Annotated in this window: 25 protein-coding genes and 1 pseudogene; 10 read left to right on the top strand and 16 right to left on the bottom strand. The window is 35.8% G+C overall.

Annotation, left to right across the window (positions count from 1 at the left end):
• Positions 1–97 precede the first annotated feature (97 nt).
• The 7 genes from ACM26V_RS02315 to ACM26V_RS02285 all read right to left on the bottom strand — a co-directional run bounded on the left by ACM26V_RS02315 (position 98) and on the right by ACM26V_RS02285 (position 7,005).
• Positions 98–1,891, bottom strand: a complete 1,794-nt coding sequence (locus ACM26V_RS02315; protein ID WP_416149853.1) for an ABC transporter ATP-binding protein — start codon at positions 1,889–1,891, stop codon at positions 98–100.
• A 12-nt stretch (positions 1,892–1,903) separates the two neighbouring features.
• Complete coding sequence (locus tag ACM26V_RS02310; protein WP_416149852.1) at positions 1,904–3,085, bottom strand: nucleotidyltransferase family protein; 1,182 nt, start codon at positions 3,083–3,085, stop codon at positions 1,904–1,906.
• Positions 3,078–3,557, bottom strand: a complete 480-nt coding sequence (locus tag ACM26V_RS02305) for a lasso peptide biosynthesis B2 protein (protein WP_416149851.1) — start codon at positions 3,555–3,557, stop codon at positions 3,078–3,080. The genes ACM26V_RS02310 and ACM26V_RS02305 overlap by 8 nt, the downstream gene beginning before the upstream one ends.
• 37 nt (positions 3,558–3,594) lie before the next feature.
• Positions 3,595–3,888 carry a lasso peptide biosynthesis PqqD family chaperone gene (locus ACM26V_RS02300; protein WP_416149850.1) on the bottom strand — a complete coding sequence of 98 codons (294 nt, stop codon included), beginning with the start codon at positions 3,886–3,888 and terminating at the stop codon, positions 3,595–3,597.
• The gene (locus tag ACM26V_RS02295; protein ID WP_416149849.1) at positions 3,885–4,820 is read right to left on the bottom strand and encodes an HPr kinase/phosphorylase; all 936 of its coding nucleotides are present in this window, start codon (positions 4,818–4,820) and stop codon (positions 3,885–3,887) included. The genes ACM26V_RS02300 and ACM26V_RS02295 overlap by 4 nt, the downstream gene beginning before the upstream one ends.
• Positions 4,821–4,894: 74 nt before the next feature.
• Positions 4,895–5,047 carry a paeninodin family lasso peptide gene (locus tag ACM26V_RS02290; protein ID WP_416149848.1) on the bottom strand — a complete coding sequence of 51 codons (153 nt, stop codon included), beginning with the start codon at positions 5,045–5,047 and terminating at the stop codon, positions 4,895–4,897.
• Between the two features lie 11 nt (positions 5,048–5,058).
• Positions 5,059–7,005: an asparagine synthase-related protein gene (locus ACM26V_RS02285; protein WP_416149847.1), complete on the bottom strand. Its 1,947-nt coding sequence runs from the start codon at positions 7,003–7,005 to the stop codon at positions 5,059–5,061.
• Between the two features lie 565 nt (positions 7,006–7,570).
• On the opposite strand from ACM26V_RS02285, the gene ACM26V_RS02280 reads away from it, so the two are divergent.
• From ACM26V_RS02280 to ACM26V_RS02265, 4 genes are all read left to right on the top strand, one after another.
• Positions 7,571–7,768 (top strand): cold-shock protein, encoded by a 198-nt coding sequence (locus ACM26V_RS02280; RefSeq protein WP_280768055.1) that lies wholly within the window; start codon positions 7,571–7,573, stop codon positions 7,766–7,768.
• Positions 7,769–8,166: 398 nt separating this feature from the next.
• Positions 8,167–8,340: a hypothetical protein gene (locus ACM26V_RS02275; protein WP_416149846.1), complete on the top strand. Its 174-nt coding sequence runs from the start codon at positions 8,167–8,169 to the stop codon at positions 8,338–8,340.
• Positions 8,341–8,560: 220 nt separating this feature from the next.
• Positions 8,561–10,042, top strand: a complete 1,482-nt coding sequence (locus ACM26V_RS02270; protein WP_416149845.1) for an amidase family protein — start codon at positions 8,561–8,563, stop codon at positions 10,040–10,042.
• A gap of 190 nt (positions 10,043–10,232) precedes the next feature.
• Positions 10,233–11,423, top strand: coding sequence for a M14 family zinc carboxypeptidase (locus ACM26V_RS02265; protein ID WP_416149844.1), 1,191 nt, complete (start codon positions 10,233–10,235; stop codon positions 11,421–11,423).
• Between the two features lie 128 nt (positions 11,424–11,551).
• On the opposite strand, the gene ACM26V_RS02260 is transcribed toward ACM26V_RS02265, so the two are convergent.
• Positions 11,552–12,292: a MerR family transcriptional regulator gene (locus ACM26V_RS02260; protein WP_416149843.1), complete on the bottom strand. Its 741-nt coding sequence runs from the start codon at positions 12,290–12,292 to the stop codon at positions 11,552–11,554.
• A 383-nt stretch (positions 12,293–12,675) separates the two neighbouring features.
• Between ACM26V_RS02260 and ACM26V_RS02255 the strand changes: the two genes are divergently transcribed.
• On the top strand, positions 12,676–13,074 hold the full coding sequence (locus ACM26V_RS02255) for a hypothetical protein (protein ID WP_416149842.1): 399 nt from the start codon (positions 12,676–12,678) through the stop codon (positions 13,072–13,074).
• 77 nt (positions 13,075–13,151) lie between these two features.
• Here ACM26V_RS02255 and ACM26V_RS02250 read toward each other — a convergent pair whose 3' ends face one another.
• Together ACM26V_RS02250 and ACM26V_RS02245 are read right to left on the bottom strand one after the other, a co-directional pair.
• Entirely contained in the window at positions 13,152–14,009 is an 858-nt protein-coding gene (locus ACM26V_RS02250; RefSeq protein ID WP_416149841.1) for a metallophosphoesterase, read from the bottom strand.
• Positions 14,010–14,199: 190 nt separating this feature from the next.
• The gene (locus ACM26V_RS02245; RefSeq protein WP_416149840.1) at positions 14,200–14,367 is read right to left on the bottom strand and encodes a hypothetical protein; all 168 of its coding nucleotides are present in this window, start codon (positions 14,365–14,367) and stop codon (positions 14,200–14,202) included.
• Positions 14,368–14,541: 174 nt separating this feature from the next.
• On the opposite strand from ACM26V_RS02245, the gene ACM26V_RS02240 reads away from it, so the two are divergent.
• On the top strand, positions 14,542–15,450 hold the full coding sequence (locus ACM26V_RS02240; protein WP_416149839.1) for an SDR family oxidoreductase: 909 nt from the start codon (positions 14,542–14,544) through the stop codon (positions 15,448–15,450).
• A 386-nt stretch (positions 15,451–15,836) separates the two neighbouring features.
• Here the strand turns inward: ACM26V_RS02240 and ACM26V_RS02235 are convergent, their stop codons facing one another.
• Both ACM26V_RS02235 and ACM26V_RS02230 read right to left on the bottom strand, forming a co-directional pair.
• A complete protein-coding gene (locus tag ACM26V_RS02235) occupies positions 15,837–16,256 on the bottom strand; it encodes a DUF1801 domain-containing protein (RefSeq protein WP_416149838.1) in 420 nt (139 codons plus the stop codon).
• 89 nt (positions 16,257–16,345) lie between these two features.
• Positions 16,346–17,374 (bottom strand): annotated as a pseudogene (locus tag ACM26V_RS02230) (serine hydrolase domain-containing protein).
• Between the two features lie 206 nt (positions 17,375–17,580).
• Between ACM26V_RS02230 and ACM26V_RS02225 the strand changes: the two are divergent.
• Entirely contained in the window at positions 17,581–18,507 is a 927-nt protein-coding gene (locus ACM26V_RS02225) for a hypothetical protein (RefSeq protein ID WP_416149837.1), read from the top strand.
• Positions 18,508–18,558: 51 nt separating this feature from the next.
• On the opposite strand, the gene ACM26V_RS02220 is transcribed toward ACM26V_RS02225, so the two are convergent.
• The 4 genes from ACM26V_RS02220 to fosB all read right to left on the bottom strand — a co-directional run bounded on the left by ACM26V_RS02220 (position 18,559) and on the right by fosB (position 23,712).
• Positions 18,559–20,691 (bottom strand): AAA family ATPase, encoded by a 2,133-nt coding sequence (locus ACM26V_RS02220; RefSeq protein ID WP_416149836.1) that lies wholly within the window; start codon positions 20,689–20,691, stop codon positions 18,559–18,561.
• Positions 20,692–20,999: 308 nt separating this feature from the next.
• Positions 21,000–22,001 (bottom strand): C45 family autoproteolytic acyltransferase/hydolase, encoded by a 1,002-nt coding sequence (locus ACM26V_RS02215; RefSeq protein ID WP_416149835.1) that lies wholly within the window; start codon positions 21,999–22,001, stop codon positions 21,000–21,002.
• 259 nt (positions 22,002–22,260) lie between these two features.
• Entirely contained in the window at positions 22,261–23,142 is an 882-nt protein-coding gene (locus ACM26V_RS02210) for an AraC family transcriptional regulator (RefSeq protein WP_416149834.1), read from the bottom strand.
• Between the two features lie 102 nt (positions 23,143–23,244).
• Positions 23,245–23,712, bottom strand: a complete 468-nt coding sequence (gene fosB, locus ACM26V_RS02205) for a metallothiol transferase FosB (RefSeq protein ID WP_416149833.1) — start codon at positions 23,710–23,712, stop codon at positions 23,245–23,247.
• Between the two features lie 131 nt (positions 23,713–23,843).
• Here fosB and ACM26V_RS02200 point away from each other — a divergent pair, with 131 nt between their 5' ends.
• The 3 genes from ACM26V_RS02200 (at position 23,844) to ACM26V_RS02190 (ending at position 26,092) form a co-directional block, all read left to right on the top strand.
• The gene (locus ACM26V_RS02200) at positions 23,844–24,824 is read left to right on the top strand and encodes a Gfo/Idh/MocA family protein (protein ID WP_416149832.1); all 981 of its coding nucleotides are present in this window, start codon (positions 23,844–23,846) and stop codon (positions 24,822–24,824) included.
• Positions 24,825–24,992: 168 nt separating this feature from the next.
• Positions 24,993–25,145 (top strand): SDR family oxidoreductase, encoded by a 153-nt coding sequence (locus ACM26V_RS02195; RefSeq protein ID WP_416149831.1) that lies wholly within the window; start codon positions 24,993–24,995, stop codon positions 25,143–25,145.
• A complete protein-coding gene (locus ACM26V_RS02190; RefSeq protein WP_416151771.1) occupies positions 25,136–26,092 on the top strand; it encodes an SDR family oxidoreductase in 957 nt (318 codons plus the stop codon). The genes ACM26V_RS02195 and ACM26V_RS02190 overlap by 10 nt, the downstream gene beginning before the upstream one ends.
• Positions 26,093–26,569: the final 477 nt, after the last annotated feature.

Raw genomic sequence — 26,569 nt, 5'->3', positions numbered from 1 at the left:
AATGAAACTAACGACCGAAAAAAGGCTTAGATAATCTTCTATCTAGGCCTTCTAATGCTGTTCCATCTACATTTGCTCTATTCGTGCGTTGCACTACCTATTGACTTAATTTTATTTGATTTCGCAATAAATTGCTAAATACACTCGTTTTTTCTTTCGCAAGTGTGCCAAATTCGCCTGTTTGGATGATTTCTCCTTCTTCAAGAACGATAACTTGATCTGAGTTTCGAATCGTCGATAACCGATGAGCGATAACAATAATCGTCATTTTTCCTTTTAATCTTTGAATCGCTTGCTGGATTTTCTCCTCATTTTCAGTATCGAGTGAACTAGTAGCTTCATCTAACACTAAAATAGATGGACTTCTTAAAAAGGCACGGGCCAAAACGATTCTTTGACGCTCTCCGCCAGATAATTTAATTCCACGGTCTCCAATGAGGGTGTCCAGTCCTTCTGTCATCTTACTTACAAATTCAACTGCAGATGAAAATTCGAGTGCTTCCCACATTTCCTCTTCGGTTGCATCCGGCTTTACAAGTTGCAAATTCTCACGGATACTCTCATTAAATAAAAACGGTTCTTGTGGGACGTAACTAATCGCCTGTCTTAGTGAAATAAGATTATCTTTTGAAAGAGGAGTACCATCAATTAGTAATTCACCTTTTTCAGGTTTATTTAATCCCATAATTAAGTCTATTAACGTACTCTTCCCAGCTCCAGACCTCCCTACAACAGCAGTCATTTGATTAGCAGGGATCGTAATATTGATATCTTTTAATGCATAGTCCGATTTATTATAACGAAAAAAGATATGATCATACACAATGTTTCTCTCCACTTTAAGCGGTTTAACATTCTGGTTGTCTACAGCTTCAAACTCGACTGAAGCTTTACTTTCTTCTTGCATGGCAATCACCTCTTTAAATGCCGGAAGCATTGATGCGATTTGTTCCATTGATGCTTGAATTCCAGCTACCCGTGGCCATAGCCTTGAAAATATAACGATAATAAGTAAAAGTTGAGTTGCCTGCCCCTGAAATAAATTTATTGCTATAAAGATAAAACCTGCAATTAATACTGATGAAGCAATCTTATAATAAAGCTGAGATTTCGTTTTTAATTTTGTATATTCTACTTGCTCATGTTCCATCCGTTTCGTTATCGAACGATACCAATCCAATCGAGAATCTTCCAATGTATTGCTTTTTATATCTTTAATTCCATTTATTTGATCAGTAATTCCACCAAGATACGATCTCCCTAATTCGAAATTTCTTCGACCAAGAGCGAGTGACCGTTTAAGAAAGGTTCTATTAAAAAAAATAAGAATAGAACCACTTAATAAAACGAATGTCGTTATAGCTGGGGCGAGCCAAAACGCAATCCCTATATGAACAAAAGTGAAAATAAGAGAGGCTGAAAATTGTAACACGGAGTGTGTTCCAGCACTAGCTCGAGCTATTTCAGCCGTTAATATATTGATAATATCTGTCTTTCTGTTTAATACGAAAAATCGCCAGTTTGCATGAAGCAATGAATCATATGTTTTTATACGTATATAACGAAAAAATCCATGTTGAATCTTTGCTTCGCGGATAGTAATGTTCCTTTGAAGTAAATTTTGTGCAACACTAATAATTACAAATATTAATAATATCATTGGCAAACCAATTGTAGCAGGGATCCCTTGTAAAAATTCAAACATGCCAGCAATAGGAGTTCCCCCGGCATCAATGTTAACAATACCTGTCATACTGATCATTGGTATTAAAAGCAGGATACCAATCCCATCGAGTAAACTAATTAAAATCGTTGCGATGAGATTAAAATAGAGAACTTTACCAGCGTAGGCATGTATTTGTTTCACGAAATAAAAAACAGGGCCTAACATATCTCTTTCCTCCTAAGGTAGTGCGTGTTTCCTCGCTTTCCTCCATCCCCAAAGAAATGGGCGTAATGGGAAGTAAAGAAAGTGGAGCTTTTTCGGTAATGGTAACGTTTCTGCATCTTCAGGATAAGGATATAAAAAGCTCAACATGAATATAATTCTTTGGTTTATTGACATTAACTGAAATAAATGGCGTTTATGATAGATTGATATATATCTTGGTACAGGGTCTGTATGAAGATTTACGATATCTTCAAAATAAAAAATTGCATCCTGGGCTAAGCGTCTAGATCGATTCCCCTGAAATATCCGTTTTAGCTTTTCATTTCTAGGTGAGTTTAGACAGACTGATGTAAGGATGATTGCCTGTCCACCAATAGATACACTCCTATTCTCTTTGAAGAATTTATACACAGTTACCCAATCAAGGTTCTGCTTTAATAGTTGGTTTATATCAACTAACCACCGTAGCCGTGACCAACCATGTCGGCTTCCGTGGGTTACGAGAAATACAAATAAGTCTTCTTTTCCTAGATAATAAACAGGTGAACTAGTTATCGACGTAAGGGTTTTTCTTGACCATAAATCATTGAAAGTAGGTTCTTTGCCTGGTCCTGGGTGCAACCGCCAGTGAATTTCCAACTTTAATCCTTTTTCTGGATGGATATACGTTACATGATGGTGTCTCCATCTCCAGTCACTAAGAACGGATTGAATATAATCATACTTTTCATAACCTAGTTCACTCAGGATTTTTTCAGCTGTGTCGAGTTCCTCTATCGGTATAAGAAAATCTAAGTCACTCGAGGTTCTGAGTGAAAGGTCACCATATAATTCATAAGCCAACACCGGACCTTTCAAGAAAAGAACACGTATTTGTTTCTCGTTAAATAACCTACTTACAATCTCCATTTCTCGTGTTAAATGAAGCATTTGAAATGTGTTTCTTTGATAAAGTTGCAATAAATTTTCCATAACATTACATGGAATAAAATCAGGAAATTGCTTTACTTTCGTATAAAGGATTGGATAAAGTCGGTGGTGTAAAGAAAGATCAATAAATAGCTCCCAATTAATATCTTCAAAAAATGCATAATCAATTGGTTTAGACATGTTGTCTTCTTCCTTGATTAATTCCAGTATTAGTTTTAATTCCTTTGGGATGGATTCTAAATCAAGAACGAAATGATTATCCATAGTTTTCTCCTTCAAGGTGCTTCAAAGAGTTCTTCTTTGCAAATTTACTTACAACAGTAAAATTCTCCATGCCGTCCGAGCCAGAAATATAGTATGGACCACTCCGTAACCAGGCATGTGCTGTGAAAGCCCCGTGGTCATCTTTTCCAGCACCTAAATATAATGTACTTTCAATTTCACGTTTCTCTAACATTTTCATTGCTGCAATTGCTTTTACGAGGCACTGGCTTTCCCAAAACGTGTATCTGCTCATCATATGAATTGCTTGAGATACGTTGTAGAGAGTTCTCTTATCGTTATCATTTGTATCATAAGTCGTTTCCATCATATGTTCTCCTAAGGAAGGAGCTATTTTTACAAAAGGCATTTTTTTAAGAATACGGGCCCAGCCTAAATAAAAATATGCTTCTATTAAGAAAAGCTTCATTGTTCTGTCTAATCCTAAATACGATTTGATTTTTTTAATCATCATCCATTATCCTTTCAGAGAATTTGGAAATTAGCTAGGTCTAGTTCTCTATCTTAATGAGGTCTTCTTTATGAAGCTTTTCTAAAAATGATAAAACATGTTCCTCACATTGCTGTTTCTCTATTTCATATTTCGATATCAGCGCGCTCACCAAATTTTCTATTGATATTGGTTCCTCTATGAGTTCCCAAATCTCTCCGCCAATATCACCCAGGTTATAATACTTTCCATTATTAATACTTAGCATGACTTTTTCACCATCCATATCACTTACAATGTTTCCTGATTTTTGACTAATGGTTTCTATTGTTGAATAATATTGACTTTTAATCATACTTTTACCTCCTTTTTTATCGTAGAAAGAATTAAATCGGCTAATTCATTTGCTGTAAAACGTGAATCTGGACGCTGTATCTGGAAAATATCTACCTTATTGACCATAGCCGCACAAGTATTAAAATGCCATTCCATTAGACCGGCTGGTTTCAGAAAAAAATTACGGTACGTATGATAAAACAATGTATGAAATCTCTGAAGGTTTATAATTGGTTGAAGTTCTACTTCTTCTCCTTCTGTTTTCACTAATTCAAAGATTCCAGCAAGTGGAAGAGTTTCATTCGTAAATTGTGATTGTACAGGAATCGCAAACTTAGTCTCTCGATCTACGATTGGATGAAGTTGACTAGATTCCATTCCAAATCGATCAATGCTTTCCTGCCAAAGCTTTTGTTGTGGATAAGCAGGTATCACCATCGGAACATTATCTGAAGTTAAGGTAACTGGTATAACATCATCACTAATAAGTTCGTAACCTCGTTTTAAAAAAGCCGATGCAGTGGTAGATTTCCCAGCACCAGAATCACCAACAATGGCGTAAGCTTTCCCGTCGATTGCTATGGCACTTCCATGTAAAGGGAGGATTTTTCGTTGCATGAGGATTGCGCCCATACAAGAGCCCAGAAGATAGAGTCTAATATGGTCGTCTTTAACTTTTAGTTTGTCTATTGGAGAAACAAAAATCCTCTTACCATCTTGAATTAAATATATAGCTACCTCAGGAATATGGAACATTATAGTATTCCTATTTATAGAAAAAAATTCATTTGTTTTATCAATTTCCTTCCATATTTCATTTAAATCTGCTAATTTAATCACAATATCAAACTTATCGTTTTTATTATTAATTTGATTAATTTCTGGAAGCAAGATATTACTTAATAGATTTAAGCCAAAAGCTTTATATTTCATATTGTTTTCTTCTAACATATATTAGCCTCCTTCAGGGATTCGATTTTTAATAATACCCTTTTACGTTGTAAAAGGGTATTATTAAAATTTATTCAGCTTTCCCCAGGTGGACAAAATTGTTCCTGTCCTGGAGGCATTTTATCACTATTATCAAAGCAATCCGGCATTTTTGCTCCTCTTCCTCCCATTGTCATGTCAATCTCAAGCATTTCTAACATTGGCTTTTTCCATTCTCTTTTCATCATCTCACCTCCCTTCAAATATGATTTTTAATAAATCGATAAATAACTAAACTACGAGTTAACATTCTAAAATCTTCATCAAAAATAATTTCAGGACACGGTTGATCAGAAAATTTTTGTAATATGTTTTTAATCATTTCTATGTTGAGTATTTCTGAAATCCTTGGATCTGCTGTGAGCTGTTTTAGTTCTTCAACAAACCTATTCCAAATTGATAACATTCGAAATATTACGTCAGCTGATTGTACCCCACGGCTATGATGATTCAACCTGACTTGATCTGGGATAAAATTAATTGTTGATCTTCTAATTAGTGAGCGTTCCAGACCTTTATTTGCATATTGTTCTTCAGGTATTCCTAAACAAAATTGAATTACACGAATATCATTAGTCGGATCACGGTCCCACAATGAGTGTTTCAAAGATAATTTTGTATTTGCTACACCTGATTTGTTCCAAGTATATAGTTTCTCAAAATGAGTCCTTCTAAATTCACTTTCGCTTTGAATAGATGAACCTGTAATATCTATACCATATTTTTTAATTTTTTCATTTACATTAAATTTTCTCGCCAATTTTGGATTTATTAAAGAAAGCGATTCATCGAATTTATTCTTAGAGAATATTTGTTCCAAAGAAGTAAATCCATTTTTTACTACTTGCGGAAGAATAACTGATTTTCCAGTAGCTTTATTTTTACAATATAAATTTAACTCCTGATTCAGACGAAACCATCTTAATCGTTTTAAGAGTGACAAATAATAGTCCATATTAAACTGATAAGAACCAAATGAAATAGAATGATTTCCCCTTGCTCCACCTAATAAAATTTTATTTCCTTGTTGTTGAGCTTTTTCATAAATTCCCTTTAACCAAAATGAATTTTCAAAAAATTTATAAGGCATTTCCATTATCTCAAGAAATTCATCTAAATCTGAAAATGGGTCTTTCCCCTTAAAATTCAAATATTGATCGTCAATATTTCCAACATAACTTACAGTTTCCTTTATAAATGGTCTTTCATCAGGTATATAGTAATTTGGTGTCCAATCTACAAAGCTATCTTCTGGTATGTAGCTATAAGTTTGTAGTTTTTTGTTCTGTTTTTTTAGAGCCCTTGCAGCAAAGCTAACGACAGACCCTGAATCCAAACCCCCACTTAATTGTGATCCAACTTTTCCGTAAGTTCGGGTTCTTGCAATAACTGCTTCATTAAAAACATATCTGAATGCTTCTTCACACTCTTCATTAGTTTTGAATTTTAATTTTTCTTTAACTAGAATTGTGCTATACCTTGAAAATGTCACTTTTTTATCAACGACAGTTATACTGTGTGATGGCGGTATTTGCATGATAGATTGATAGACTGTAGAAAACATATCGACGGCTTCAATCATATTTGGTATTGCAAGATATTCAGCCATCCACTCTTCATTTAATATTTTTATAAGCCCAGGTAATGTAAAAAGCGGAACTATTGTAGTAGAAAACGCAAAACGGTTGTTATCAAAGTGATAATAAAGCGTCCGAGCTCCAGAGAAATCTCTTGCCCCAAAAAGTTTTTGTTTCCTCTCATCCCATATCATAAACGCAAAATCGCCAATTAAGTGTTTGGGTGTTTCTTCTTGCCATTTAGCATACGCTAGTAAAATTAACTGACTATCAGGCATGATTTTCCTTTGCCCGTTATCAACTCTTAACTTATTGAGTAATTCTTCGCGATTATCAATAATCGCATCTGCAGTAATTACTAATTGTCTTTCATAGTCATAATAAGGGACAACTTCACCAATCGATTCTGGAGTAATCCACTGTGCGTGACAACCTAGAAAAACATTGTCTTTCTTCCATACATCAATAGCATCAGAAGGGTACTTTTCAAAGGAGCCCATCAAGTTGCTAATGTTTTCACTTTTTATTGGTTCTCTATTAAAATCGATAAGACCAGCAATAGCACTCATTTATTATCCTCCTCCGACACAAACTAACAATTAATAAAATTACCACCGTTCTATATAACGAATATATTAAATCGAATTTATCACCTTTTTAAAATTAAGTCAATAAAATTCTACTAAAAATATTTAATGATGTTCTTAATTAGGAACGACTTTAGAAGAATATTTTTTATAAAAAATCTAATTCGTACTTTTAAAAGATTAAATTTATTAACTCCTCAATAAATTTTTCTTTATTAATCAGACTTGGATTAGAGATGTCCCATAGATCTTTCCACGCATACAACTTTAATGAAATTATCCTTCATAATAATATTACTGTCCCCTTCTTAATATCTAAATTTATTGGGGTAAATCTCATTTCAACTCAAGATCATCAATCAATATAAAATTTTTTTAGAAATAGGTATCTTTTTTGAAACAATTGGGTTATACTATAGAAAGCTTATTGACGTTCGGATATGACTGAAAGATGAAAGACTTTAGCGAGTGTTTCTCCTGGAATGATTAAATGAAGAGCTCAAATAGTAATACTTAGTGGGCAAACCCCACACAGGAGGAATTTTTCATGACACAAGGTACAGTAAAATGGTTTAACGCAGAAAAAGGTTTCGGTTTCATCGAAGTTGAAGGACAAGACGACGTTTTTGTTCACTTCTCCGCTATTCAAGGTGAAGGTTTCAAATCACTTGAAGAAGGACAAACAGTAAACTTCGACATCGAGCAAGGACAACGCGGACCACAAGCAGCTAACGTACAGAAGTAATATACTTAAAGGCCCTTTTATTAGGGTCTTTTTTTATTTTGACTTATTAAAGCTTTCCACTATCTTCGCAGTTGGGCAGAATCTATAAACCTCTTGCTTTTACTTCACTTCATGCTATTTTAAATATCTTTACTCTCTTTATTTATCCACCTGTTACTACATAGTAGTTATTAAGTACTATCTCATTACATCTGCTCCATTATGTGCAAATAAAAATTCACTTCATTTAAAGCGTCGCAAAACTACCCTAATTCAATATTTTTTTCATTAATACATATTGTTTTCTTTTTTAACCATAATAGCTAATGTAGGTTGAAGATTAGCGCTGCAATGATTTGTGGTGTGATCATTTCTAACCTCATGTTTTTAATTTACAAACCATGTGGAGGTGAAATATTATGAGCAACCAAGACAGAAATAACCGTAACAACCGCAACCGTAACAACAATAATAATAACAATGATTTGGATGTCGAAAACACAAATACAGAGTTTTCTGAAGAAAATGATGCCCAAAACCTAAATAATAAAAATAACCGCAATAACCGTAACAACAATAATAATAACCGCTAAACATGGTTGGCTGTCTCAATAAAGGGTTGTGTCCCTCATTGAGGCAGCCTCTATTATTTTGTATAGCCTCGAATTTATCATTTGTAATTATTCTCCAAAAAGGTATACTCATTTTGTTTACTTGGAAGCGTACACTATACTCTTGTCGATAATAATTCGAAAATCTCAGTAGACTTAACTACACTATACTTATTTGACCAGAATGAGGAGGATTCATACGATGCTAAACCCACGTTTGCAAACATTTAATGATGATTATTTAGATGAACTTACTCTTGAAAAAGTCCATGAGTTTTTTAAACAAGGCACGTTATCAGTAAAAGACCTTGTATGGCTGTATATTGAGCGAATTGCTGCATTTGACCATGGCTCAAACGGTCTTCATGCAGTATTGGAAATTAATCCCGATGCGTTACAAATCGCTGATGCTTTAGAATACGAAAAAAACGATATAGGTTTACGAGGCCCATTGCACGGAATTCCTGTACTTATCAAAGATAATCTCGCTACTGCTGATAAAATGCATACGAGTGCTGGTTCGTTAGCAATGAAAGATTCTTATGCTCTTGAAGATGCCTTTCTAGTGAAACAACTTCGTGAAGCAGGTGCTGTTATTCTAGGCAAAACAAATATGACAGAATGGGCTAACTTCATGACAGATGGTATGCCAGCTGGCTTTAGCTCAAGAGGTGGTCAAGTAGTCAATCCTTATGGAAAAACATTCGATGTTGGTGGATCAAGCACTGGATCGGCTGCTGCAATAGCAGCAAATTTTGCAATGCTTTCGATCGGAACCGAAACATCTGGGTCGATATTAAGCCCAGCTAGCCAACACTCTTTAGTGGGGATAAAACCGACTGTTGGTCTCCTAAGCCGAACTGGGATTATTCCAATTTCTATCACTCAAGATACTGCCGGTCCAATCGCTCGCACCGTTAAAGATGCTGCTATATTCTTAAATACACTTGTTAGCATTGATGAATTTGACCCAATAACAAAAACAAATCCACTAGATGAACTTGATTTCACATCTTTTTTGGACATAAATGGCTTGGAAAACAAGCGAGTTGGTATTGTACGTGAAGGTATCTTTGATCAAATGTCATCTGAACAAGTGAATGTCATGGAAGAAGCCATCAATCATTTGAAAAAAATAGGTGCAGAAGTTATTGATCCAGTTGTCATACCAACACAGCAATCACCTTGGACAGTTGATGTGATGGTACATGAGTTCAAAGTAGCATTAAATACATATTTGAATGACTATACTGATAATTCTTCTCCAAATACTTTAAAAGATGTAATAAAAATTAATCAATTAGATCCACAAGCAAGACTCAAATATGGGCAAATGGTGTTAGAAAGAGCGGAGAAAACGAGTGGTACATTAACGGAACCTGAATATTTAGCTGCCCTTTCCTTTGATCATGTTCAGTCAAAAGAAATGGGGATAGACGCTGCTTTACAAAAACATCAATTAGATGCGCTTGTCTATCCGAATAATTTCGGCGCATTTATTCCTGCTAAAGCAGGTTACCCTTCCATCACAGTTCCTGCCGGCTACACATCTAAAGGAGAACCTGTTGGCATTACTTTCACGGGATCAGCATACTCTGAACCAACACTGATAAAATTTGCTTATGCTTTTGAACAAGCAACACTTCACAGGATTCCCCCACAACATAATGTAGGATCTTCTTAAAAGGCATGAAGCGTAAAGCTTCGTGCCTTTTCTTTTAGCAATGATGACATATACTGATCAATCGTTAAGTTTCGAATAATATATTTAACCTTTTGATCATATATTTATATAGATTTCTCTGTATTTTAGCTAAATAAATCATTTTAAAGTGGCAATCGTAAATTATCAAGTGGTAAAGGAGATTGTAATTATGCAGATTAGCGTACGTCAAGGCGATAACTTCTGGTATTATAGTCAACTTTTCAATGTACCCTTACAATTAATTACAGATGCCAATCCAAATGTAAATCCTACTACTATACAGATTGGCCAACAAATTTTGATACCAGGCTTTTATGTCAGTTTTTACACGATACAACCTGGAGATTCACTATGGCGTATTTCAGCACAGTTCGGGTTTAATATTGACGCTCTTTATTTATTGAATACAACGATTGACCCACTTGGCCTTCAAGTCGGACAGAGAATTAATGTTCCTGTTAGAGTTGAGAGTCCAATCGTTCAAGGAAGAAGAGATTATACTTATGCTGCAATGATGGCAGATATTCGTCAACTTCAGGAAATTTATCCGTTTTTAAGATCACGTTTAATTGGTCAATCTGTTATGGGTAAGGACCTTGTAGAACTTCAGCTTGGTCGAGGAGACAAACGCGTACACATGAACGGATCTTTTCATGCTCACGAATGGATTACAACACCTATTTTAATGCAAACTTTAAACCAGTATTTATTAGCTCTGACTAATATGGGCGACATTAGAGGACTTGATGTGTTCCCTCTTTATGAATCTGTATTCTTATCGATTGTTCCCATGGTTAATCCTGATGGTGTAGATCTTGTTATTGAAGGTCCACCTAATGAAGAACCTTATCGCAGCAGTGTTTTAGCCCTCAATAACGGAAATCTAGATTTTTCTGGATGGAAAGCTAATATTCGCGGAGTTGATTTAAACAATCAGTATCCTGCTCTTTGGGAACAGGAAGCTGAAGTAAAGCCAGAACAACCAGGTCCACGCGACTATCCAGGAGAGGCGCCATTAACAGAACCGGAGTCAATTGCTATGGCAGATTTAACGACAGAGTCTGATTTTGATCGAGCCCTTGCCTATCATACGCAAGGAAAAGTGATTTATTGGGGATACCAAGGACTAGAACCACCAGAGGCAGAAACGATCGTCAATGAATTTTCTCGTGTAAGTGGGTATGAACCTATCCAGTATGTAGAAAGTTATGCAGGGTACAAAGATTGGTTTATCCAAGAATGGCAGCGACCAGGATTTACAATTGAGTTAGGAAGTGGTGTAAATCCTTTACCGATTGAACAATTTGATGAAATATACGAAGAGAATCTCGGTATTTTTCTAGCCAGTTTATATATGTGATTTTTTCGTAATATCCTTCTGATCAACTAGCAATTTTCTCATCAGAATATCTTTTCATTTTAGGTAATTCGATTAATAAGGCTGCGTACACAAGTGTACACAGCCTTTCCTAATGTCTTTTCTATTTGTTAAGATTTTTGATCGTCCGCATAAATTGTCATAGCTTCAGACATAAACACTGCTAAACCCTCGCCGTATTGATCAATATTATCCGTGAACCGTTGATCTGCCACGTACATCTGACCTAATCCTTTGAATGCATCAAGAGAGTAGTTACCAAAAGTATTTATCAAATGAAACCACTCACCAATAAGTGCTTGAGCTTCATTTGAACCTGGAGAGTACTCTCTAATAAGCGCTAGTTTCCTATATATAGCATTACATTGATCTTGCAACTCTTCTTGTTTGAGAGACGACATCTGATTCATTTTTTTATTATATTTGTCGACCGTTTCATCCCCCCATCTTTCTCTAGCTTCTTGCTCATATGGGTTATTACTAAAATCAAACCCTTTAAATTTCTCTTCATTCGTCATCGTCATTTCTCCTTTCTGATACCGAATCGTTTGATCAATTGTCTCCATCATCTGATCCAGCTTCTCTCGTTTGTTTTTCAACATTTCCCTTTGCAAAACAAGCGCCTCTAACCGATCAAATGTTGGACTTTCGAGGATCTTCTTAATTTTTTTCAAAGGGAATCCAAGCTCTCTGAAAAACAAAATTTGCTGCAGCCTCTCTAAATTTTCTTTAGAGTACATTCTGTATCCAGATAACGTGGTTTCTTCAGGGACAAGTAAACCGATCTCATCATAATGATGCAGTGTGCGCACACTGATCCCTACAAGATCCGCTACTTCTTTTACTTTCATCTTGTTCCCTCCCTTCACCATTAACTATAAAGTATCACGTTACGTGAGAGTCAACACTCATTTTTCGGTAAATTGTAGATTTTCTCAAAGAATTCGACACCTTAGAAACCGTTAAACTACAAACTACTTTAAACTTGTCATAGGTTAGACATACCTTTCTTTGCTTTGAGCACCTAAATAACGAACATACGTGCTATAATTATATTTGATCATTAATCTTACATAAACTTTTTTCATAAGACAGGCAAGTCCTTTTGCCTCTTGTCCATAGATTAAATTCATTTTATAATTGGCTATGTTAAAGCACAATGAAAAGCGATACATGCCAACCTACACCAAACAAGAGCTATAAATATAATCCTAATAAAAGTGAGGTGAAATAAATGACAAACGATCAATTTCAACAAATGATGCTAGCAATAAAAGAACTTAGTATCGATTTATCAGGAGTGAAAGAAGATGTTGGAGGCCTAAAAAAAGATGTCTCTGGTTTGAAAGAAGATGTCTCTAGTTTAAAAGAAGATGTCTCTAGTTTGAAAGAGGATGTCTCTAGTTTGAAAGAGGATGTCTCTAGTTTGAAAGAAGATGTCTCTAGTTTGAAAGAAGATGTCTCTAGTTTGAAAGAGGATGTCTCTGTATTAAAAACAGATATGGCAGAAGTGAAAGTAGATATTAAACAGCTAAAAAAGCAAGTGACGAAATTAGAAGATGGGATGGAGTACCTCTACCACAAATCAATGGAACACGATGAAAAGATATACCATCTTAAACGAGCGAAATAATGATATTTATTCCCTATCGAATTGACACCAAGAGGTTATTTCATACATTGAAATAACCTCTTGGTGCGATATTATCATCATTCTTCTATTTTTCGCAAAGTAACACTTGTCACCTCTGGTCGATTAAATATCCGCTGAGGGATAATGCTGTTTCCTAATCCTCTGTTCACAATCAACGTTGATCCTTTTTCATCATATTTCCCTGCTGTATATTTGGGAAACCAGCCTTGTCCCGGAGCAACTATTCCTCCAACAAAAGGGATCCTAAATTGTCCACCATGTGCGTGTCCTGAGAAAGTTAGATCCAATTCGAAGTCTTGATAAATAGAAAACATTTCTGGTCTATGAGATAACAAAATTGTGAAATGATCTGTATGGTCTTTGTCATCTAGTGCTTGCTCGATCGAAGAGATAATGCTGGATTCTTCTACGTATCCACCTTCAAATTCAGCTGGATCGTCTATACCAAGCAATGTAAGAGACTCCCCATTCCGTTCAATTTCCTCTTTATCGTTTCTTAACACACGTACACCTAAATTCGTCAGCTCTTCTTCTATCGATTCCGTTTGATTTGCCCACCACTCATGATTTCCTGTCACATAATATGTAGGGGCAATCGATGTAACATGTTCCATCAACACAAGACCGGGTTTAACATCTCTGCTTTTTTCATCGATTAAATCTCCAGTAAACACAATAAGATCAGGGTTTTCTTTCTTAACGCGTTCAACAAGATTTTCTTGGTTTGATCCAAACCATTTACTATGTAAATCAGATAATTGAACGATTTTATATCCATCGAACTCATCAGGTATATCATTTGATATTACATCAATGCTTGTTGTCGTTAAAAAGTTATTCTGATAGTAAGAGAATAATATTGTAGCACCTATTACTATAAAAATAATTCCTAGTTTTTTAAGAAAAGGGTTCATCTCTTTCACGTCCTATCATTTAATCGTGGAATGACTCTCATAATTCAAAGCTATTGTCATCCAAGTGATAAGTTCCTGTTCTACTAACATTACCATATATTTCTTAAGAATAATTAAAAAGACTCCTTCCCTTAATCACAATTTGGAAAAGAGTCGAAGAATACCTATTTGATCAGGTCTTATACAATCGTTATAAGATAGGATAATATTTTCCGAACCGCTGGTTTGTATAACATGGTGGTCTAGGACCTATTTTCGGTAACAGAAATGGTTGGGGATCATTTGCATAAAACACTTGCACTTTCTCATCAGATTCATTTATCTCAAGCAAATATTGTTCAGAGTCTTCATATTGCAAGATGATAACCTCCTTTCATGTCTATTTAGGTTATTCGTGATATGAAAAGTAGAGCAAGTCTCTTAACCTTATTTCATTTTTTTCTTAAACAATGCACAGCATCCGCCTAGTTTTCATAAAGTGTTGAGAAATAGATATTTTTCATCACACCAAGATGACATAGGAGGCAATATCATGCACCAAGGATATCCGATGTATCCATATTACGGAAAAGTCACTCAATATGAAGATATACCGATTAGTGCACCAGCACAACGTCAGCTTAGACAACCAGGGTTTGAACGATACATGGTTCCGAAACCGATTGTAGAAAATCCCCAGTACAAAGGAAGCGGAAAACTATTAAATAAAGTTGCCCTCATTACCGGTGGAGATAGTGGAATGGGGGCAGCTATTGCGATTATATATGCTAAAGAAGGTGCAGATGTCGCGATCTCATATCTAGATGAACACGAAGATGCCCAACGGACAAAAACGAGAGTAGAGCAATTAGGCCGTCGTTGTATTCTCTTGCCTGGAGATTTACGTGACAAAAGTGTTTGCAAAGGAATTGTCAAAAATACAATCGATGTTTTTGGTAAGCTAGATATTCTATGTAACCATGTTGGCATTCAGTTTCAACAATTAAGTTTATTAGATATTACTGACGAGCAATTTGACGACACATTCAAAGTTAATATTTACTCGCATTTTTATATTTCAAAAGCTGCACTACCTTACTTAAAACCTGGTAGTTCAATTATTAATACAGCTTCTGTCGTAGCGTTTGCTGGTGAAAAACAACTTATTGATTACACAGCAACAAAAGCTGCAAATATTGGATTTACAAGAGCGCTTGCGAACAGTGTTGTCGATCAAGGCATTCGAGTTAACGCGGTTGCTCCTGGGAGAGTGTGGACACCACTTATTCCTTCAAGCTTCTCGTCAGATATGGTTAGTGTCTTTGGTTCCTTTAATCCAATGCAGCGGATGGCTCAACCGTTTGAATTGTCGCCGACTTGGGTTTTCTTAGCTTCTGACGATTCACGTTTTGTCACTGGTCAAACCTTTCATATTAACGGAGGCGAAACAACTGCTTCTTAATAGATCATGCCGCGGATGGTAGATACGCTGGAGACGTAAAAAGGTACAACTTTACCTTTAGCATTCGTAAAGCTGTGCCTTTTTAAATTGCTTGACTAAAATCGATTGATCGATTCCAAGAACGCCGTCCACCAATTCAATATACAAATGAACAATAGACTAAAGAATAATAGCATCACCACTGCAAGGATTAGCCACTTTTTCCATTTGCTCAATCGGAACTTCCTCCCTCATGGTGTCAATCTCTATTTCTTCACGTTGTATTAATTAATATGCATCTGCTATTCAATCTAAAACCGAACTTTTCTAATAGGGTTTTTAATACTGATTTGAACAATCGAAAAAGCTTAGAGAAAGTTGTCTCTAAGCTTATTAATGTTTACTGCTTATTCCGGATATGTCCGTTGTAAAAAATAGACCGATTGATCGATTAATTCCTTTAATACATCGACATCGATATCCGCTACTTTGTTAATATACACACAGGCTTTTCCAGACGTGTGTTTTCCGAACTTCTCTAATAAGTGCCCTCGTTGATCATCACCCGTCGCAAAATACAAGCTGATTTTCGCTTTACGTGGTGAAAAGCCTACAAGAGGTGCGTCTCCTTCATGCCCAGAAGCATATTTATAATGGTATGATCCAAATCCAATGATTGATGCCCCCCACATTTTCGCCTTATATCCTGTCACTTCCGTGAAAATATCTAACAATTTGTACGCGTCTTCCCGCTTCTTCACGCTATCTACCGCTTCAATAAACTCGATAACACTATTTTCTGTTTCTTTTGTTTTTAATTCATACACGTTACATTCTCCTTTGCTTGATAAAACACTATAAATATATAATACCTTAAAAACCCAAGTAAAAAAACTTAGGTTTTTAAGAGAAATAGTTATTCTATTAGCTTTTTTTCTACAAGAGACATCACGTCAAATGGACCTGATTCTTTATTTGACAATACAGTGAGTGTCACTTCTTTTTTAGGATAGACAGCCGAGTGGAAACTAACGCCTGGATCATAACCCATAACATGGTATTTATAAATTTCTCCGTTTCTTTTAGAAATCCAAATTCCATACCCATAACATTCATCAGGATCATCCACCTCATTCATATAGGGAGTGAACAACTTTTGCGTATATTCTTAACTCAAAAGTTTATTATTTAACAGTGCTCGCCAGCACTTCGACATATCACCAGCAGTAGTAAAAGCACCACCATCTGCCCCACCTTTAATCGGAATCGAGTAAATGTTCGTTCTCCAGTTGCCATCGTTCTCATTATCGATATAACCATAAGCTGTATTTTCTGGTAGTCGATCTAACATGAAATACCCTGATTTTGTCATTTCCGCTTTAGCAAAAATATTACTTTCAACGTACTCCGAGAAAGGTATCCCTGATATCTTCTCGACAATTAAGCCAAGTAATATATAGCCAGCATTGTTATAATGAAACCTCTCTCCTGGCTCAAACACTACTTTTTCCTGCTGAAAAAGTGGTAGGAAATCCTTTAAATTTCTAAGTGTATACATAGGAAATTCTATCCACAAATCCTCAAAATCATCCATCACTTCTTCATCAAAATAATCCGCAACACCTGATGAATGAGTTAACAGGTGATGGACAGTTACTTCTTTACTTACATGCGGAAAATCATCGTCTAAACACTCTCTCATACTAGTTTGGAATGATAATTTACCAGCCTCGACTAATTGACAAATAGCAATCGCTGTATATAATTTACATCCTGATGCAATCCCAAATCTTGTATCGAGATCATTTCTTAGTTGATTCGATCGATCTGCATAACCATAAGCCAGATGCAAATCATTCTTCCCCTTAGTTAGCTTGATCGTACCTGAGAATTCGATCTTTTTACATAAATTCCTAAATGATTCATTCATTGTTGCGTTCGACATGAAGACAGCCTCTTTTCAAGTTAAATTATGACATTACGGCAGGTCAGCATATTGTCGGTTCCGGGACTCATGTATAAATTTACCATCAAATCACTTTTCTTACAATGTATATAATTGATTATCACGAATTAATTGTATATATTTACATAATATCCTATAATTTAAGAAACTGCTGATTATTTGTACAAAAGGAGGTGGCTTATCTTATGAAATTATCATCTGAAAATTTTATTAAAGCAAAGACATTCATCAATTCGCAAGCTCGTCCTTTAGATCAAAAGCTATTTAAGTACTACTTTGAAAACGAAAGTGTTGCTGATGTTATTGAAGAACTAGAAAATTTTCAAAATGGTGATGGAGGTTTCGGAAAATCAATTGAACCAGACTTTAGACTAGCTATTTCTTCCCCGATGGCAACGACAATAGGCTTGCAATATGCACGCGAATTAAATCTAACCAGTAATCATCAAACTGTCCAAAGAGCGATTCGTTACTTATTAGAATCATTTAATGAGAAACAATTAAAGTGGATAGGAGTACCAAAGGCAGTGAATGATGTTCCTCGTGCACCATGGTGGAATTACGATGTTGCAAAAGTTGAAGGTGGTCAGACCCCATTTGCAAATCCCAGTGCTGAGATTGTAGGGTATCTCCACGAATACAGCGACCTTGTACCTCCTGCTTTTTTGGAAATGGTAACCGACGTAGCATTAAATGAGCTGAATCAGCTTCCAACCGCTATGGAGATTCATGATTTCTTTTGTTACCAACGTTTATTGGAAATGATTCCAAGCCCAAATAAAGAGAGTATTTATGAAAAATTAATATTGTCCGTTCGAGATATCACGTTACTTGATCCCGAAAAATGGGGAGGATACGGCGCTAAACCTTTACAAATAGCTTCTTCACCTCAATCACACTTTATCAGTCTACTAGAAAAGGAAGTCCAACTAAACCTTGATTATGAAATCAGTACGCTGAGTGTAGAAGGCTCTTGGAATCCTACTTGGTCTTGGTTTGGACAATATGATGAGGTTTGGAAACAAGCAGAGCAAGACTGGAAGGGCTGTTTAACTGTTCACAATTTAAAAATACTAAATAATTTCGGTAGGCTTGAAAATGCTCATATTTAAAACTAAAACTCCCGCTCCTTGGGTATGAACCAAATAGCGGGAGTTTAGAGTTTATTTCAATGTTATCTCTTCGTTTTCAACGACGACATTTATTTGTTTGACCCCTTCTTGATCGAGAATTAAATCAGTAATACGATCCTCTAGTTGTTCAGAAATTGCTCGTCGTAATGGTCGAGCACCAAATGCTTGATGGTATCCTAGCTCTGCTAACTTTTCTTTTGCGTCTTGTGAAACGGTAATTGTCATTGTTTTTTCTGTTAACGTTTCCTGCAAATCTTCAAGCATCAAATCAACAATTTCGATAAGGTTTTCTTTTTCCAAGTGATTGAACTCAATGATCGCATCGAAACGATTAAGAAATTCTGGTTTAAAGTAAGAGGACAACGAATCCATAATCGACGTTTGCCTCACTGCATCACTCGTAAACCCTACTGTCGGTTGTTTCGAACCCACTCCGGCATTACTCGTCATAATGACCACGGTATCTTTAAAGCTCACCGTTCGCCCCTGGCTATCTGTAAGACGACCATCCTCCATAATCTGCAAGAACATATGCTGTACATCTGGATGTGCTTTTTCGATTTCATCAAGAAGAATAATCGAGTAAGGATTGTGACGAACTTTCTCAGTTAATTGTCCCGCTTCTTCATGTCCGACATAACCAGGTGGGGAACCAATTAATTTCGATACGGCGTGCCTTTCCATGTACTCACTCATATCAAGACGAATCATTGAGTCTTTCGAGCCAAACATTTCTTCTGCTAATGTTTTTGTCAGTTCTGTTTTACCAACACCCGTCGGTCCAACAAACAAAAAGGAGCCAATTGGTCGATGCTTAGGTTTCAATCCTGCACGGGAGCGTCGGACAGCTTTGGCAACTTTCTCGACCGCATCCGCTTGACCGATGACTTTCCCGGCAAGATTCTCGGAAAGATTCTTCATTTTTGACGCTTCATTTTCTTGTAGTTTTCCAACGGGAATTCCTGTTTTCTTCTCAATAATCGCTTGGATATGCTCGACATCAACTACAACCGTTTGGTGATTTTTTGTTTCCATCTGCTTTTCAAGCTTCTCTTCTTCATCTCGAAGTTTCGCTGCTTCCTCATAATTTTCTTCTTCTAATACTTTCACTTTTTCATCTGCGATCGTAGCTAAACGCTCTTCGATTTCTGAATCACTCGCCATGTTCGCTTTTAAATTAAGTTTTGATCCTGCTTCATCTAGCAAGTCGATTGCCTTGTCTGGTAAAAATCGATCTTGAATATAACGGTTTGATAACGTGACACAAGCGTTAATCGCTTCTTCTGTATACGTTACTTCATGAAACGTCTCATATTTATCTTGAATTCCTTTTAGAATTTCAATCGCTTCACCTTCTGCTGGTTCATGAACAATAATCGGCTGAAAACGTCTTTCTAATGCTGCATCCTTTTCAATCGAGCGGTATTCTTTTAAAGTCGTTGCACCGATTACTTGCAGCTCACCTCGAGCGAGTGCTGGCTTTAAGATGTTTCCTGCATCCATCGACCCCTCAGCTGATCCTGCTCCAACTACTTGATGGATTTCATCGATGAACAGAATAACGTTCTTTCGTTGCTGTAATTCTGCAATGAGTTGCTTCATTCGTTCTTCGAATTGACCTCGTACACCTGTATTTGCAACAAGTGAGGCGACATCCAGTAAGTAAACTTGTTTATTTAACAGTTTGGAAGGTACATCTCCTTCGCTAATCTTAAGAGCAAGCCCTTCAACAATCGCCGTTTTACCTACACCTGGTTCCCCTATGAGAACTGGATTGTTTTTGTTACGGCGGTTCAATATCTCAATGACACGCTCGACCTCATCATTACGGCCAATTACCGGATCGACTAAACCAGTTTTCGCTGCTTGCGTAACATTTTGCGCTAGTTGGTCTAATAAGCCTTGCTTTCCACCACTTTGCTTTGCTTGATCTGTGTTTTTACCTTTATTATCCACGTTCATATCTGAAGAGTTAAATTGATTAAAGAATTCGTTTATTGGTACCCCTGAAAATCCATTCTCATCTAAACCAGAAGGCATTTTGTTTTCAGCTTGTAATTCTTCAAAGCACGGGTGACACAATTGAACCTGACGCTTACTGTTGTTAAATAGAACATTTAAATTGATTGTCGCTTTTCTTTCTTGGCAATGTTGGCAATTCATTTGTACATGACCTCCTTGATATAATGGTGGGTTAATTGTTTTAATCAAATTTGACTATCTTTGACTAACTTAACCTCATTATAGTTTGACCTATTTTGACTTTCAAGTATTATGCTCAGAATGAAAGATTATTTTTCTTACATTTCTTTATCCCCCGTCACAACAAATTACTATATTCATTCCACCATCAAAAATCAGACAAAGGATTTCTTTGTCTGATTTTTGATGGTATTTTTTTAAAAGGCTGTTTTCATATAGATTGTTACTATTTTGACCAAATTCTCTTTTTTTTTTTGCAGTCTTTAACGTTAACGCTTTTTATTACTTCTCCTAATTTCGTCATTCAATCTATTGTCTTGCTTGTATTTTGTACGATTTGGCTGGCCTTCAGCCCTTAAAATGTCTAATTTATTCAAATTTAAAACAAGGGAATAGAGCGTTCCAAAGTTATGCTCTTTTAAATTTAAACAAACATAGCCATTACTGTCAGACATAATATTTTTAGCTTTTTCCTCTCTCATATTTTCTTTTCTTGTTAAATGGTTTATCATAGTATAATTTCGTTCCGCAGTTCTACTCCAGGTTGCATTGGGTTGTGAGGTTTGATGAACAAAATGATTTGTACAAACAATATAAGATTCATCTTCATTCGGTGTTCGTACTCGAAAGTGATTTGGTCCTACTTCAATAACTGCCATATCACCATTTTTATCAGCAACTAAATAATTATTACTGAGTGAAGTGTGGAAACCACGTAACACTTCAATTGCCTCGTTTACAATTTGACAATGTTCCAATATATATCTAATAGCGAAATAGAAGTTTATACCAGGTCTTGTTTCTTCACTAGGAACAAGAGTCATACCAATGAATAATCCTTTTTCATTCAACCCATCAACTTTACCGATGAATACATCTGAATGACCTACAAAGCGTAATTTGTTTTCCATACAAATTAACGAGCTTTCGGTAAATTTCTTTACACTCAACAACATATCATAGTTTCTTCCTATAATCATTTCATCATTTTGAAATGAAGCAAATATACTACATTGAGCATTAATATCAAAGATTCCTATGCTTAATAAGAATGAACTTACTTGTTCACAAGAGACGTTACAAGCATCTGCAAAACCTATCATTTCATCAATAATTTCAGGATAAAAATTTTGCAGATATGGAAGACTCTCTTTACCGAATTCTAATTTTTCTTTTGACACATCAGGGAAGCGAAAACCGTTTTTATAAAGAATGCTTCCATAATGTTTACCAACAGCATAATAATTACCTCTTAAACGAGGATGATACATTAAATCCCTCCTCCTAAATTTCCCATCATTATCAGTAAAATAGTACATACGTTCGCTATAATCAACCCATATAATGGGATTTAATATACTATAAATTTTGTTAAGTTAATAAACCCTTTTTCCTTGTATTAGGGAAGGAAGTCTCTATGCCTATGTCGGATTTTTAATGATACCAAAAAAATAAATCCTTTTTGTATAATTAGCAACAATCAAATCTTTACGAAAACAGCCTTTTAAAACTAGATTCCTCTGTGTTCTTTTAGTTCGACTTATCCATAATTGGAACCCAAACTTGACATACATAGTTATCTGAATCAGTTTGATCATCATCTAACGGATACACTTCTAGTTCGGGTGCATGGGCATGTTCATAGCCTGTTGCTGGAAACCACTCTGAAAATATTCTTCCCCACGTCTCTTGAATTGACTTTGGAAGGGCACCTACAGATTCAAATACTGCCCATGTAGATGCTGGAATTTCTTTCACCACACATCCTTTAGGAATGTCATCCGTTTTCTTTTCAACAGCAATCACATAACTAAACGTTTTTAGCTCTTCATCAAAATCCATGCAAACACCTAAAACACCTAAACTGTCATTTCCTATCATCGATTCTAGTTTCTTCACTTCTCCATTTTTATGACTATCACTCCAAAATTGTGGGATTTTCATTTTATTCTCGCCATTTTCTGTCGACACTCGTTTTTCTATGCCAACAATCGGAAAAGCATCTTTTTTTATAATTTTATATTCCATGTCTGCAACTCCTTTTATTTGAATTTGAAAGGATATTCTTGGATAAGCTTTCATTTTCCTCCCTTCTTTTTTCGCTTTAGAGGGGCTAATTCCATGAAGTGCGCGAAAAGCTCTAGAAAACGATTCAGGAGATTCGTATCCGTATTTTAGCGACAGGTCAATTACTTTACTATTTGAATTTACTAGATCTTGAGCAGCTAATGTGAGCCTTCGATTTCTAATATAGGAGCTTACTGTAACACCCGTCAAAATTTGAAAAAGTCGTTGGTAGTGGAAATTTGAACAAAAACAAATACGGGCAAGATCTTCCGTATGAATATCTTCTAATAAATGCTCTTCCATATAATCAATCGTTTCAGATAGTCTTTGCAGCACTTCCATCATTTCCCTCCCTCATTTATAAGATATCAAATTAGTTACCTAATTTCCTGACATTATTTGCTCACTTCTGTATGATTTTTGGATCGTAAAGGACTTCAATTGAATTTAATCATAAAATGTCATAAATTCTTTATCTTGTTTATAGTAAGCCAATCTATCTTCTAAACTGCCAGTGTGAAATTCAAATTTGTGTCCATCAGGATCAATAAAATAGATCGATTTTTTATCTTTTTCATCTCTCGACCGACCAGGAAGAATTGTCACATTTAATGCTTGTAACCTCTTATAAATCTCTTCAAAATCTGAGTCATCAATAGTAAATGCCATGTGAGTATATGAATGATGGATCTCATTTCTCGGAATATCTATTTCTACATTTAGAGCCAGCCATATCCCATTCAAATCAAAATAAGCCGTCCGACTACCTTTCACTAACAATTTTGCTTCAAAAACTTGTTCATAAAATGAAATCGATTTTTCTAAATCAGAAACTGAAAATAATAGATGATTTAGTCCTTTTACTTTCACGCTATCTCTCCTTATCTTCTTAGTGACTATTTCACTTTTCTTCATTATATCTCCTCTCCTCATCTATTTCCCTTATAAAGTAAGACAAACTTCCCTAGTATATTTAAAGGACTTTGCCAAATTAATATAGAAGCTACTTAGTTGAAGTGAAAAATCTAACAAAGGAGAGGTTATAAATGAGTGAAAAGATTCGTTGGGGAGTTCTGAGCAGTGCAAAAATAGCAAAAACTGCAATCGTTCCAGCTATTCACGAAGCAGAAAGCGCAGAACTTGTCGCGGTAGCTAGTGAAAGTGGTAAGGCCGAGGCAACCGCAGCTGAATGGGGTGCTAAGTCGCATTATGACTCTTATGAAGCGCTTCTACAAGATCCAGAAGTAGATGCCGTTTACATACCACTACCAAATGCCCTGCATAAAAAATGGGTCATTGAAGCTGCAAAATATAAAAAACATGTCCTCGTTGAGAAACCTGCGGGCGTGACCTCTGATGAAGTCCTTGAAATGGGGGGAGCTGCCAAGCAAAACTCTGTTATTTGGATGGAAGCATTTATGTATCAATTCCATCCACAACATCAATATGTCAAAAAGCTAATGCAAGATGGATCAATCGGTGATGTAAAAAGAATCCGTGCACACTTCTCCTATCCTATGGATTTATCAAGTGATAATATCCGATTAAAAGGAGACCTTGGTGGGGGAAGTCTTTATGATGTTGGATGTTACTGTGTCCATGCTAGTCGCTTTTTACTTGAAGAGGAACCACTAAAAGTTTTTTCAACTGCTCGAAAACTAGACGAAACGAACGTCGATCTTTCTACTTCTGGGATACTTACTTTCGCGAATGCCGATGCAGTGTTTGATTGTAGTTTCCAAGAATCCGGCACTAACAGATATGAAGTTATTGGAACAAAAGGACGCATTGAAGTTCCCTATGCTTTCAGACCCGATTCAAATCCTAACGGTGGGAAAGGTGAAGTGATTTTGAAAAATGCTGGTGGTGAAGCGCTCGATCACCAATCCTTTGAAGCCAATCAATTTACCGTTCAAGTTCAGCATTTTTCTCAATGTGTAATAAACAATGTCGATCCAATGTATTCAGCAGATAGCACATACAATAACATGAAAGTGATTGAAGCGTTGTACCAATCACAAAGATGAGACTGGTTAGATATCCATTGTTAACTATTTATTGATTGTAAGCAAAAATCGCGGAAGGCTTTATACAGGCCTCCCTCGATTTTTCTGTATCAATTGAAATAACAAATCGATTCTAATCTAAATGATCCATAAATTAATAACTACAATTACGCTCCTAAGGGGGGGGAGATGGGTAATATTTATTTTTTTACGGGCTATCCTGGTTTTCTCGCACAAGCATTGATTAAGGAACTTGCTTCCTCACCCGATTCGATTAATCACATCTATTTGCTTACATTACCTGAAATGAAAAAAAATCCGAACATCTCGTTATCTCTCTGATCCAAGAAACAGAACAACTTAATCCAGAGAACGTTACACTTATAAAAGGGGATATCACCAAAGATCAACTTAATATAACTCCCTCCATCAATGATCATTTAATCAAACATGTTACTCACGTTTTTCATCTAGCAGCCATTTATGATTTATCTGTTACTCAGTCAATTGCTGACAACGTGAATGTAAAAGGGACGAAACATGTAACTAATTGGGTAAAACAATTAAACAATATTCAGCGCTACATTTACTTTAGTACAGCTTATGTTTCTGGAACTCGTGAAGGCAACATCTATGAAGTTGAATTGGAAATGAATCAATCATTTAAAAATTATTATGAAAAATCGAAGTACGAAGCAGAAGTTTATGTACAGAATAACATTTCTGAAATTCCTACCACGATTATCCGACCTGGAATTGTAAGGGGGCATTCTATAACTGGTGAAACGATCAAATTTGATGGTCCTTACTTTTTCCTTCGCATGTTTGATAAATTCAATCGTAGTCCGTGGATTCCGTACTTAGGAGAAGGAAAAGCCGAGGGTAACTTTGTCCCTGTCGATTACGTTATTCAAGCATCCATTTACTTAGCACATCTCCCACAAGGACGTGGAAAGACTTATCATTTAACAGACCCTGCTCCATTTCGCATGTTTGAAGTTTATGAAATGCTATTGAAAGAGTATTTAAATAAAAAGCCAAAAGGACGAATTCCAATTGGACTCGCTGAAAAGAGCATGGCAATTCCTCCTTTAAGGAGATACATCTCCGTTCAACGAGAAGCGATGAGTTACTTTTCGTATTTGTCTTCTTATGACTGCCAACAAGCAAATCATGATTTATTAAATAGTGGTATCAAATGCCCTTCGTTTGACCAGACATTGTCATCCATGGTTAACTATTACCGGGAACATAGAGATGATCAAACAAAATGGATAAAAGTAAGATAAACAAGATTTTTAACGAGGTGAGAAATCATCAAAAAAATCATTCTATATAGTGCATTAGCTGGACTTATTATCGGGTTTATCATTGTATTCTATTTACTAAATTTAGAAGCAGATCCTTCGGTAGCTGGTATGTTTGCTCAAAAAGTAACTCCTACTTTGTAGTGAGTTTCTTTTTTATTTTTCTTTTAACATGTTCTCTAGGTTATGACCAATGCAGAAGATGACCTCTCTTGTGCATTATAATCTTAAATTCTGCTTCCTTCACGCTCAAGATACCCTCTCTTCTGCAATATAATCTCAAATTCTGCTTCCTTCATGCTCAAGATGACCTCTCTTGTGCACTTTAATCTCAAATCTTTCTTCCTTCATGCACAAGATGCAGCCTCTTGTGCACTTTAATCTCAAATCTTGCTTCCTTCATGCTCAAGATGACCTCTCTTGTGCACTTTAATCTCAAATCTTTCTTCCTTCATGCTC

This window comes from Salipaludibacillus sp. HK11, from assembly GCF_047795645.1.
GTDB lineage: Bacteria > Bacillota > Bacilli > Bacillales > Salisediminibacteriaceae > Salipaludibacillus.
Note: the sequence above shows the minus strand (reverse complement) of the source record. Positions and strands in the feature narration are given on the sequence as shown.